At 48.3% G+C, this 12,316-nt stretch carries 7 protein-coding genes; all 7 read left to right on the forward strand.

Annotated elements, in window-relative coordinates; all coding sequences use genetic code 11:
- Nucleotides 1-1,123: 1,123 nt before the first annotated feature.
- Nucleotides 1,124-2,914 (forward strand): hypothetical protein, encoded by a 1,791-nt coding sequence (locus tag P9H32_RS10560; RefSeq protein ID WP_322608859.1) that lies wholly within the window; start codon nucleotides 1,124-1,126, stop codon nucleotides 2,912-2,914.
- 223 nt (nucleotides 2,915-3,137) lie between these two features.
- The gene (locus P9H32_RS10565; protein WP_322608860.1) at nucleotides 3,138-4,388 is read left to right on the forward strand and encodes a glycoside hydrolase family 117 protein; all 1,251 of its coding nucleotides are present in this window, start codon (nucleotides 3,138-3,140) and stop codon (nucleotides 4,386-4,388) included.
- Nucleotides 4,389-4,493: 105 nt separating this feature from the next.
- Nucleotides 4,494-5,888, forward strand: a complete 1,395-nt coding sequence (locus P9H32_RS10570) for a glycoside hydrolase family 30 protein (RefSeq protein WP_322608861.1) — start codon at nucleotides 4,494-4,496, stop codon at nucleotides 5,886-5,888.
- A 13-nt stretch (nucleotides 5,889-5,901) separates the two neighbouring features.
- Nucleotides 5,902-7,107 (forward strand): endo-1,4-beta-xylanase, encoded by a 1,206-nt coding sequence (locus tag P9H32_RS10575; RefSeq protein WP_322608862.1) that lies wholly within the window; start codon nucleotides 5,902-5,904, stop codon nucleotides 7,105-7,107.
- 27 nt (nucleotides 7,108-7,134) lie between these two features.
- Nucleotides 7,135-8,142, forward strand: a complete 1,008-nt coding sequence (locus P9H32_RS10580; RefSeq protein WP_322608863.1) for an L-rhamnose/proton symporter RhaT — start codon at nucleotides 7,135-7,137, stop codon at nucleotides 8,140-8,142.
- A 59-nt stretch (nucleotides 8,143-8,201) separates the two neighbouring features.
- Nucleotides 8,202-9,236: an aldose epimerase family protein gene (locus tag P9H32_RS10585; protein WP_322608864.1), complete on the forward strand. Its 1,035-nt coding sequence runs from the start codon at nucleotides 8,202-8,204 to the stop codon at nucleotides 9,234-9,236.
- Between the two features lie 187 nt (nucleotides 9,237-9,423).
- The gene (locus tag P9H32_RS10590; RefSeq protein ID WP_322608865.1) at nucleotides 9,424-12,285 is read left to right on the forward strand and encodes an endo-1,4-beta-xylanase; all 2,862 of its coding nucleotides are present in this window, start codon (nucleotides 9,424-9,426) and stop codon (nucleotides 12,283-12,285) included.
- Nucleotides 12,286-12,316 lie beyond the last annotated feature (31 nt).

A 12,316-nucleotide genomic window follows, 5' to 3' on the forward strand; every position in this document is an offset into this window, starting at 1 on the left:
TTGGTATACGACGGTGCTGACGGCGGGGGATTTTGCGATCAACTATGACAGTATGAACAGCAATTCGTCTGTAGGTGCTGATCTCGTTCAGGCCACAGCTGGGGAAAGTCTGCTGACAGTAGATGAGGGAATTTATAGGAATGCAGCCGCGGCGCCTTCGGGGTTGACGAGTTCATATACCTTTAGTTCGGATGCAGTTGCTGGGCGGCTAACGGCAGTGTATCGGACAGTCTGACTGTTAATGATGTGAACTCCGGTGCCGCAATGCGTATGGTCGCGAGTGGGACGGACCCGGCAGAGACTTCGTGGTGCTCGGGGACGAGGACGCAAACCTTCTCTTGCACCGGAGAAGATTGAGACGGATATCATAAAATTCATGCAGCCTCCCGAAGGACGAACCCGGTGTGGTTTCCGGAGCATGAGCAAGGCGTTCGGTCTATCTTTTGGTGTTGGTTTCATTCAAATCAATACTCATGACTATTCCTTCCAAGGAACAATTCTGTGTTTATAGCTCTTGGCAATATCGAAGGCACTGTAATCGAATGAACAGAATAGCGGTATACGTATGATGAATGCTTACGTTTATTAAAGGCCGATGGACCGAAAAACCCCGAAAGAATTGGAACTGTATCTGATTGTCAACACCGACTGCACTGACAGGCACGAAGAGGTTAAGAGGTATTTATCAAAGCATTTCTGCTTTCATGTTCACTTTTCGCCAACCTCAAGTTCGAGGATGTATATTGTGAAGCTATTCTTTTGGGATATCTCCAATGAATGAATTCCTGAAGGAGCTTCAACAGCGGCAAAAAATAGAGACAAGTATAAAAATACATCTCGTCGCGAAGCGTTGGCCCCAGGCCCTGTCATCGGGGTGCCCACGGCAATGACACCCTGAGAAAAAATAATCGGGCCAGAACTAAAATTCAATAAACCTATTTATGAATCAGAACAGTAGATCGATCCCGATTTATGTTCACGAGAACCGTACATGCCTTGCATGGCGTTTTTTTATTTAATTCATTAAGCATGGGATTCCTGCGGCATTCTCTTTCTGAATGGTGCGTTGGTTGTTGGACAACTGGATGGCACGTAAGGGCAAAAAGGATGTGAGGAGGAAAAGATGAAAAAAGGAATCATAATTACAGCCGCAACGATGGGGCTTTTCATGCAGGCATTGGCTGCAACGGTGATTGATTATCAACATGATGATGCCGCAGGCACCAAGCTGAAGAATCTTTTAAATGACGGTTATGATCAAACGGGGTGGAACTATAGTCAACCTTTTATCACTGCAGACGGTGATGGGAATTTGCAGGTGGGAGCCGTAACCAATGCATCAGTCACCAAATTCTTCCTGGCTTCACCATTAACCAATGGATATGCCGAACTGGAATATCGAATTGATGGGTACGATATGACGGGACTGGCTCATCAATCGAGTTTTGGCATTGAATTCTGGCCTGCCGGAGCAACCTGGCAATTGGCGACTAAAATGCGGCTAGAGGTGAATGATTCCAACCCGAACGGCATTAAATTAAGTGCACCTCGTCCTACAGCTTATCCGGATACAGTGGGCTACCCTTCTGCTAATTTAGATTCATTCGCCTCTACGACCGGTATTACTTATAAAGTTGAACTGGATTTGGATGCCGGCACTTTTGAGGTTAAATATAAGTTAGACACGGATGCAGATTTTTCAGTGTTTGGGCCCGTTGGCGTCTGTACAAATCTCGCTGAAGTGCGTCTGGTACTTACGCATAAATCCGACTGGGGAACCACCAATTTTGTGGATGTTGACTATATCAAATTAACCACATCCGGAGATGCTCCTGCCTATCCCGGTGATGTTTGGCAGTTTAATGATGTGGCAGGAAAACGTTGGCCCGAGCTGGCTAAGGAGTCCGGCGCGGCTGCATTCAACTGGTTTTGGGAAAGCCCAAAGTCTGATGGTCTTGGTGCGTTGAACTATATCCAGGATCCGGCTCTGACCAATGGCGGCGGTCGCCAGGCTAATGCAACAGGCATGCCGGCGGTTTCGACGGGTAAGGTGGAGCTGAAATATAAAATGCTTCAGGCCGATTTAAGCGGCGGCGATGCGTCCGGGGCGATGGTGAGCTTTGGTTTCAGGGACAATACGGTAAATAAGGACCTGTTTGCTATTCGTCTTTATGAAAACAACGGAAACCTTCAATTACAGTCGCGAGTTTCGGGCGAGGTGAATTCAGATAATGTGGTGCATTATAACTTCGGTACCAATGTTGTTGATCAATCCATGGATATTCGAATTCTTGCCGATATGGATACCGATACCTTTGATGTCTTTTACACGCTCGAAGGCGGGTCGGAAGTCAATGCCACGAATAATATGCCTATGGGCACAGCCGGTTTAACGTTTAATGACTTCAAATCGTATGCAACCGTCAATACCAATGATTACGGTCCCTCCGACTTTATTTCTTTTGACTATCTGAGTTTCATTCCGGTGCAGGAAGTCGTTGTGGAGCCAACGTATGAAGGGTGGTTGTCACAATTTCCCGCACTGGGATCAGAGACCAATGAATGGGACAACCCGGATGGCGATGCTCTCAATAATTTTTATGAGTATGCATTGGGAGGAAATCCGAGCGATCCCGCAGATGTCGGCTATGTACCTACCTATCGAAATGTAGAAGACCATGGAAACTGGATCGAATATGTCTACGCCAAACGCAATGACGCAGATGTGCGTGGATTGAATTATTATCTGGCATCGGATACCGATCTGGTAGTGGCACCGGGTTGGGTTGCTGCTGATTATGAGGTCCTGGGAACGAATGTCGGATATGCCGTTGGATTTGATGCCGTCACGAATCGCGTCTCAACCGATTTGGAAGACACGCAGTTTATTAAGCTGATTGTTGAAGAGCTGTAAGAACGGATAACACGATTTCGGTGGAGGGTATTTGCGAATGCTCTCCGCCGATCGGTTCAGGTTAAGTAATGATGTGTCGCGAAAATCGGCAGTAAAAAATAAAGAGAATAAAAACACTATGGATGCTAAAACCAACCCATCAAAATATTGCACAGAAATTGTCTGTTCCTTGTTGCTAATTCTTGGTTGCCGGGAAGTATCTGCGAGTGCATTTCCGGGGCGAATGCCGGCTGAAAAACCGCCAAATCGCCCACTCAGTGCGGCGATGGAGCGGGCCTATGATTTTTGGGGCATTGAAAAATTAGCGTCTCCGCATGGAGCTGCTCAGAATGATCAGATGGAGCTGCATAGTAATTTTATGTTCTCTCCTTTATCTGGTCTCAGTTATGAAAATAATACCTCTCGTCGTGATCCATCGAAGGTGATCAAAGTCGATGGAACCTATTACGTCTGGTATACGCACCGTCAAACGGAAGCTCCGCCAAGTGGCCCCGAACTGGCCTCCGATACCGTTCCTTCGGCCGACTGGGATCTGGCGGAAATCTGGTATGCAACCAGTACGGATGGATTCACGTGGGAAGAACAGGGTGTTGCGGTGCCCCGTCCGCCGAAGCCGGAGTATGGTTGGCGTTCGGTCACGACGACCGATATCCTCGTGTATAAAGGAAAATATTATCTCTACTATCAGGGCTTTAATGCCATTCCGTTCACCGGTGGCGGCGATGTGGCGGCGGTGACGGTTTCTGAAGCCGATTCGCCGCGAGGACCCTGGCGTCCACTGGGTAAGGTTGTCGTGGATTTCGGTGCCGAAGATGAGTGGGATGCCAAGGCGATTCATGATCCATATCCCATGGTCTACAAGGGGAAAATTTATCTCTATTATAAAGGTCAACCGGTGTATTCACACGGGTCGGATGATGGATTGGAAATGGTGCGTGCCCAAGGGGTTGCTATTGCGGATCACCCACTGGGGCCTTTTACGAAGCACCCGCTTAATCCGGTTATTAATTCCGGACATGAAACGAGCCTCTTCCCTTGGAAGGGCGGCGTGGCAGCCATTGTCAGTCTGGACGGACCGGAAAAGAATACGATCCAGTATGCTCCCGACGGGGTGAACTTTGAAATTATGTCCACGATTGAAATGCCGCCTTTGGCTCCGGGCCCTTTTGTGGCGGATGCATTTGCGGATAATGGCGATGGGCGAGGAATAACGTGGGGACTTTGTCATATTCCTCAGGCTATGGGTGATAGTCAGGGTCTGAAGTGGGCGGAAGATGCGCATTTTACCCTGGCACGGTTTGACTGTGATTTAAGTTTGGATGTTCATCGTCCGGCATTCAAGCGTACCTATCCTGGACGCTATGATGCGGAGGCCTATTTTTCTTCGCGGGCGAAACTGAGCGGGAACCAGTTGAATCAGGTAAAGAAAGAGCAGCGGAAGATCGATAGAGAGACAATTATGGTTGCCGAATAATGCTTACCGGCCTGTGAAGATGAAGATCACCTCATCCCTGTTTCCGGGCGTCCGGGCGAAATGTCGACGGGTTTTGTCTTAGATTTTAACAAGTAAGGAGTAGGTATGTTTTTGAAGAAAAATTCCGTGACTTTACTGATGGGGTCAGCAATGGCCATGAGTGCGTTCTCCCAGGATTATGATCGACTGAAGATCAGTTATGTCGGGCTCGATAAAGGAAGTGCACAACCGGTGAAGTCTTTTCCTGTTAAAGTTTTTGATGGGGAACTGCGCTATCAGAATAAAATTGAAGTGATGCCGGATTTTACATTTCAGACGATTGAAGGCATTGGTGGAGCATTTAACGAAATCGGCGGCGAGGCGCTGATGAGCCTGGCTCCGGAGCAGCAGGCTGATGTGATGAACCGGTTGTTCGCTGATGAGTCTGCCGGTTTTACCTATTGCCGCACAGCGATAGGCGCGAGTGATTTTTCGAACGGTGCGTACAGTTACAGCGAAACACCGGAAGATTTTGAAATGGCCCATTTTTCGGTGGAACGGGATCAGCAGTATGTCCTGCCCTATATCAAAGCGGCGCTGCAGGTGAACCCGGATCTGAAACTGTTTGCCTCTCCGTGGAGCCCGCCGGCCTGGATGAAGCAAAGCGGTGAAATGGCAGGAATTAATGAGCTCGGAACATTGCGTGAAGAGAAGCGTGTGTTTGAGGCCTATGGAAAATATTTTGCGAACTATGTGCAGGCTTATAAGCAGAACGGAGTGAATATCCGCCTGGTGTGTGTGCAGAATGAGCCGGATGCCAGTACAAAATACACAAGCAATATCATGCCGGCGGATCAGATGCTGGATTTAGCAATTAATTATATCCGTCCGGAATTTAAGAAAAACGGAATCGATACCAAAATTTTTGCAGGCACATTTCGATCGCACGGAAATATGGAAATGCATCGTTTCGTCGCTTTGGATCAGGCGAAAAAGGTAGATGGAATCGGCGTGCAGTACACTGATCCCCGTCTGGTGCAGGAGGTGCAGCGGAAATATCCGGGCTTCACGTTTATGCACACGGAGAGTGCGTGTTTTCAAGGGGCTAATTCGCCGAAGGAAGCGGTCGGTCGTCTGGGAGAAGTCAGCGGGATGTTGGACGCGGGGTGCGTCAACTTCTGTTATTGGAACATGATTCTGAATGAAACCGGACTGAGCCATTGGGACTGGAAGCAGAACTCGCTGATCAATATTGATCGGGAAAAGAAAACCGTTCGCTATAACCCCGATTACAATGTGATGTACCTGATCAGTAAAATGGTGAAACCCGGCGATGTGCGGGTGGCTTCTTCTTTTTTGGCGGGACCGATTATTTCCGTGAAAGACAAAGCCGGAACGCTGAAAGTGATCATTCAGAATGAAACCCGGCGGGAGCAGGGGATTCGGATGCGGGTGGATGACGATATCTTCCATTTCATGATTCCGGCCCGGGCAGTTTCCGCCATTGAAATCGGGAAATAAAATGATGGCCTGGATGAAAACAGTACGATGCTGGGGGCCGGCTCTATTGGCAACGGCCGTTTCGGTGTCGGCGGATAAAGAAAAACCGCTTAAGGATGAAGGGTTGGCTTCTTTGGTTTCGATGATTCGGCCGGATATGAAGTTCGGATGTCATATGGGCTTTAAGCTGCAAAATGATTGGGATTCCGCTGATAAGGAACGCGCCGTGATCATCAAGGAATTCAATGTCGTATCAACTGGAATCTATCAGAAGTCCACGGAACGGACTGCCGGAACGTGGATGTTATCGGATGTAGACCGTTCGGTAGAATTCGCCGCTGCGCATAATCAGGCCATCTATTTTCATCCGATGTTCGGACAGAATTTATATAACCCGCCCTGGTTATTGGAGGCGAACTATACGGATCGACAGATTCGCGCCTATATGGATCAGCGGATTGAAAAGCTCGCTAAACGGTATGCCGACACGGTGACCTACCTCGATGTATACAATGAGCTGATCAAAAATGAGTGGCCGGATCCTGGGAATCCATGGAAAGAAGAGGGGACCGGAGCGATCTATCCCACCGCATTAGAACACTTGTTTCAACAGTTAGGTTCCAGAACAATGGGCGGGTTTACCTGGCCGGTTGCATTGGAAGAGGCCTTTGTGAAGTGCCGCAAGGCGTTCGGTCCTGATGTGAAGCTGATTTACAATGAAGCGTATAATGTGAACGCGGATCATACGCAATCGCTGGGGTGCATTGCACTGTTCAATGCCTTTAAGGCGCGCGGAATACCGATCGATGGAATTGGTATTCAGCTTCATATGAACATCGGTCATCGTGGCAAAGAGGATCATCTCCGTGTCGGTGCCGGAGGCGAACAGGGGCCATTGGATTTTGAATCCTTTTCTTTAAATATGGAACGCCTCGCCGCTACCGGAGCGGAGATATACATCACGGAATGTGATGTGAATCTCAAGGGAAGAAGTTCTAAGGAAGAACTCTTACGATGGCAGGGCGAAGTCTATGTAGAAGCGTTGGAACGCTGTCTGGATCAACCGGCCTGCAAGCTCTTTAAAATCTGGGGCACAAGCGATCGCTATTCCTGGAAAGGCATGGATACGGAAGCCATGCTCTGGGATTTCGACTGTGAACCTAAGCCCGCTTATTTTGCCCTCAAGAAAAAACTGATAGAGCGTGTTCAAAAAAAGGCGTGTTTAGCTCCACGACTTTAATGACTGGGAAAAGGAGGTAATACGTTGATGATTACTGGTGTGGTATGGGCATTGTTGGCGGGAGTGATGTTGGGTTTATACGCACTTCCTGAAAAATATACGAAAACATTTCAGTATGAGAATACCTGGGGACTCTTCTTTGTTCTAACCATGTTTGTGGTTCCCGTGATTGCTTCGACTATGCTTTTAGGGGGATTTGAAGTTTTCAGTATGGTCGAGACCGACATCCTCATGAAGATGGCCGTGGCAAGTGTGCTCTGGGGAACCGGCGTAATGATGTGGGGCAGAGCCATCAACCATATTGGTCTTTCGCTCGGCTTTTCTTTGTTCATCGGCACTGTAATTCTTATTGGCTCCATCATTCCATTTTTTGTGAATGGCATTCCGGCTGACAATGTATTTGTAACGATTCTTGTCGGGCTTTTGGTCGTTTTGACTGGTGTGGTGATGAATGGCAAAGCCGGTTTGGTCCGTGAAAAAGATGAAAAAGACTCACGAGAAGAAAAGAAGGGTTCGATGTTGGCCGGAATCATCATTGCGGTGGTCGGCGGTTTGCTGGCGACTGGATTCAGCTTTGCCAACGCGGTCGGTTCCGGGCCGCTGGGCGAAGCGGTTGCGGAACTCGATTTGGCCCCCTGGAAAACCGCCATCGCGGTTATGTTGCCGATTTTTATCAGCGGCGGCATTGTAATGGGCCTGTACTTTATTCTGCAACTTTCACAGAAAAAATTATGGGGAGGTTTTAAGACCGTCCACTTTGTTCCAAACTTCGGACTCATCTTTATCATGGCGGTATTCCACTACGCAGCATCCGCACTGTTTGCATTTGCGGCCTCAAAACTCGGTGCCTCCGGAAATACGGTTGGCTATGCCATCTTTAATGCCTCCTGCGTGATTACCGCAATCGTCAGCGGCATTATGGTGGGCGAGTGGAAAAATGCCTCCGCCAGAGCGAAAGGATTTCTCTATACTGGACTCGCCTGTATGGTTACGGGCATTATCGTTATCGCAGTTGCCAATGGCCTCACAGCCTGAACGTTTCTGTCCAGTGAAAAAAATCCCAGTGTTTGATAACCCGTAAACAGGAGTTAACCATGAATATTTCAAAAGTACTTTTTGGCTCGGTCGATGGCGTGGATGTTGATCTCTATACACTGGAAAATGATAACGGTATGATTGCAAAAATAACGAATTACGGGGGCATTGTCACTTCGCTCGTTGTTCCGGACAGCCATGGCGGATGCGCAGATATTGTATGCGGGTTCGATACGCTCGACGGCTATTTTTCCGAGGCCTACAAAGCTAATTCACCATACTTCGGTTGTATTGTCGGCCGTTACGCCGCCCGTATAAAGGACGCAAAGTTTATGGTCGATGGGGTTGAATATCAGGTGGCGGCAAATGACGGAACCAACCATATTCACGGAGGAATAAAAGGGTTCGATAAATGCGTTTGGCATGCGGAAATTATCAATAACGGATTAAAGCTGACTCTAACCAGTCCTGATGGCGATGAAGGCTATCCGGGAACAGTTAATGTGACGGTTGTTTATTCATTGACTAACGATAATGAGTTGGCAATCGCCTATGAGGCCACCACTGATAAGGCAACGCCGCTATCGCTGACGAATCACACCTATTTTAACCTTAGCGGGTTTCAGGACACCGTTCTCAGCACAGAGGCCATGATTGTTTCCGATAAACTGCTCTCCGTGGATGAAACCAACGTACAGCTGGGTGAAGAGTTTCCGGTGGCCGGAACCGTTTGGGATTATAACTCGCCGAAACCTTTAGGAGAGGTGTTTGAAGAAAAGGCCATGGGCTTTGAAACCTATTATGTGTTCAGCAAGCCGGTAGGTTCTTTCGGTAGGGTTGCGGAATTTTCGGATGCATCCAGTGGGCGCAAGCTCACGGTTTCCAGTTCGGAGCCGAGTATGCTGATGTATACCGGGTTCTATACCTCCGACAGATTGAAGCGAGAAAGCGGCGCTCAATTCGGCCAGTTCAAAGGTTTTTGCTGTGAGACGTCCCGGTATCCGAATGGTCCCAATATTGAAGGTGCGCCGGACTGTATTTTACGTCCCGTGGATCCGTTTATCTCTAAAACGGTTTTTAAATTTTCCTGGTAAATTCGGATGATTCGCCGCCCTTCATTTGAAGGGCGTTTTTTTGTCCTCAGCTTTATGAAAGAAATGCATTAAGGGATTCGTTGCAGCGACATCCTTTTTTGTGCGGCCGTGTGTCGGGAAAGCGTAAAGCATTAGAATTTCTGTTGGGAATGACCATTTTCAGCATGAGATTGAGAGAGGAGATGAGATGAGGCGAGTTTCGGATGTGATTTTTTTGATCGGGTGTTGTGTGGCAGGGGTTGCCGCGGCGGTGCCGTATGATGATATGGGTTTAGCTGATCTGGCCGATCAAATACGTCCTGGTTTTTTGATGGGAACACATTCAAAACACACGCAATTCTCGGGGAAGCCCAGTACCGTCCTGTTGAATAATTATAATATGATCTCCGTTGGAATCTATCAGCGAGCTTCGCAGAAAGATGGCGTGGATGATTGGGAATTCTGGAGTATTGACCAAGGGATCAATTACGCGGAAGAGAACAATTTAAAGGTCTATGCGCATCCGATGTTTGGATCGGACGGCTATCTGCCCGATTGGTTGGCAACGAATACGTTCAGCGATGTTGAGCTGCTCGAAATAATAGAGGATCGCATTGAAACTCTGTTGACCCGGTATCATGGAAAAATCGACATCCTGGATGTGTATAATGAGGGACTGGGGCGAGAGAGCCATGGCTGGCGGAGTGGCCAGAATAAATTTTTGCAGTTGGGTTATAACTCGAATGAAATCGGTGAGTGGCCGGTATTTCTGGAAAAGATGCTGATCTGGTGCCGGCAATATGGAGGTGATGACCTCAAGCTCATTTATAACGATAATCACAACACGCTCGATTGGATGACGCAGTCGGAAGATTGTATTCAGCTCTTTAAGGCCTTAAAGCACGAGGGCATTCCGATCGATGGAATCGGACTGCAGTGCCATACTCATATTGACCGCGATGGAAAGCACTATCTGAGTGGACGTTGGGGAGGTAATAGTATTGAGTTTGATGAGATCTCATTTGCTGAGGGTTTGCGGAAGATGGGCGAAGCCGGGATTGAAACCTATATCTCTGAAGCGGATGTTCATTTGTATGGAACGATAGATGAGACCACATTGGCGCGACAGGCGGAGGCGTATCGTCAGCTGTTGAGAGCATGCATCAATGAACCGACCTGCAAATCATTTAAAACCTGGGGGTATTCAGATGCAAGCTGCTGGAAACCTGCAAAGGATCTAGAGGGGGACAATTATGAGCCTGAGCCGCTCCCGTTCGATTTCGATTATAATCCCAAGCCGGCTTATTATGCGATGCATGCTTTGCTGGCGGATACACTTGAACATACTGATTTCGATATCCTGGTTAATTATAAATTCGATGATGCTGCGGGAACAAAACTGACGGATCTTGCCAATTACGGCGATGATCAGACGGGTTGGAATGGTGATCAACCGCTTATTGAGGCAGATGGTGGCGGTAACCTGCAGGTGGGGGCGGTAACGAATACTTCAATTACCACGTTTGCATTGGAGTCTCCTTTAACGCGGGGTTATGCCGAACTGGAATATCGAATTGACGGATATGATTTGAGCGGTTTAGCCGACAAAACGAGTGTCGGGGTTGAGTTCTGGCCAGCCGGGGCTGGCTGGGAATTGGCAACGAAGATGCGATTGGAAGTTAAGGATTCCACTCCGAACGGTATACGCCTGGTATCGCCGCGTCCAACGGCGTTTGACCCGGTAGTTAGTTACCCTGCGGTTGATTTGGATGCGATGGCCTCGACCACCGGTATCACCTATAAAATTGAACTGGATTTGGATGCCGGCACCTTTGAGGTAAAGTATAAATTGGATTCAGATGCGGAATTTTCAGCTTTTGGAGCAACAGGGGTCTGCACGAATTTGGCTCAGATCCGATTGGTCGTTGCACATAAGTCCGATTGGACCGTCGATCATTTTGTGGACATAGACTACATCAAGTTAGTCCGCCGGAAAGAGCCGGAGCCTGCGTACGCCGGTGATGTTTGGCAGTTTAATGATGTGGAAGGAAATCGTCTTCCCGAATTGGTCAAAGCATCAGGAGATGCGACCTTTAATTATTATTGGGAAACCATCGAATCAGATGGATTAGGTGCCTTGAAATTTTATCAGGAACCTGGACTGGCTAACGGTCGTGGAGCTGAGGCTACAGGAATGCCGGATATTTCAACGGGAAAAATCGAGCTGCGATATAAAATGCTTGAGGCTGATTTGAGTGGCGGGGATGCCTCGGGAGCGATGGTCAGTTTCAGCCTGAAAGACAGTACGGCGAATAAAAATCTGTTTGCGATTCGGCTTTTTGAGCAGTCCGGACACCTTCAGCTGCAGTCTCGGGTGACAGGCGATGTGAATTCAGAAAATGTCGTGCATTATGATTTCGGCACCAATGTGGTTGATCGGTCGATGGATATTCGGATTCTGGCGGATATGGATAGTGATACCTTTGATGTGTTTTATACGCTCGAGGACGGGATGGAAGTCAATGCCACCAACAATATGCCGATGGGTACGGCCGGGTTAACCTATAACGACCTTCGACTTTACACCACGGTTAATACCAATGATTTCGGCCCGTCGGATTACATCACATTTGATTATCTCGGAGTGATACCGGTGGAAGAAAATCTGACGTATGCAGGTTGGTTGGCGCAATATCCTTCGTTGGGATCCCTGACCAATGTAACTGATAACCCTGACGGCGATGCGTTGAATAATCTGGGGGAATATGCCTTTGGGGGGCATCCGGATGACTCCGCTGATGTGGGGCACCTTCCGACTTTTCAATGGGTGGAAAATGAGGGCGGATTCGACTATGTCTATGCCCGGCGAACGGATGCCGCTGCTCGCGGATTGAATTATTATATTGAAACCAATAGGGATCTGACCGATGCCTTCGGCTGGACCAATGCCGGTTATAATGTTGTCGGAACCAATGCCGCTTTTGCTGATGGCTTTGAGACGGTCAGCAATCGTATATCAGCCGCCGTGGATACCAATCAGTTTATTCGGATTACGGTCGAGCGTTTTTAGGTTGTTTGTGGCTGAGCGTGTGTGTGTTGCC

The sequence above is a fragment of the Pontiella agarivorans genome, from assembly GCF_034531395.1.
Taxonomy (GTDB): domain Bacteria; phylum Verrucomicrobiota; class Kiritimatiellia; order Kiritimatiellales; family Pontiellaceae; genus Pontiella; species Pontiella agarivorans.

Coding starts and splice junctions, on each gene's coding strand:
- P9H32_RS10570 (WP_322608861.1), top strand. CDS start 4,494: ATGTTTTTGAAGAAAAATTCCGTGACTTTACTGATGGGGTCAGCAATG.
- P9H32_RS10565 (WP_322608860.1), top strand. CDS start 3,138: ATGCCGGCTGAAAAACCGCCAAATCGCCCACTCAGTGCGGCGATGGAG.
- P9H32_RS10580 (WP_322608863.1), top strand. CDS start 7,135: ATGATTACTGGTGTGGTATGGGCATTGTTGGCGGGAGTGATGTTGGGT.
- P9H32_RS10585 (WP_322608864.1), top strand. CDS start 8,202: ATGAATATTTCAAAAGTACTTTTTGGCTCGGTCGATGGCGTGGATGTT.
- P9H32_RS10560 (WP_322608859.1), top strand. CDS start 1,124: ATGAAAAAAGGAATCATAATTACAGCCGCAACGATGGGGCTTTTCATG.
- P9H32_RS10590 (WP_322608865.1), top strand. CDS start 9,424: ATGAGGCGAGTTTCGGATGTGATTTTTTTGATCGGGTGTTGTGTGGCA.
- P9H32_RS10575 (WP_322608862.1), top strand. CDS start 5,902: ATGAAAACAGTACGATGCTGGGGGCCGGCTCTATTGGCAACGGCCGTT.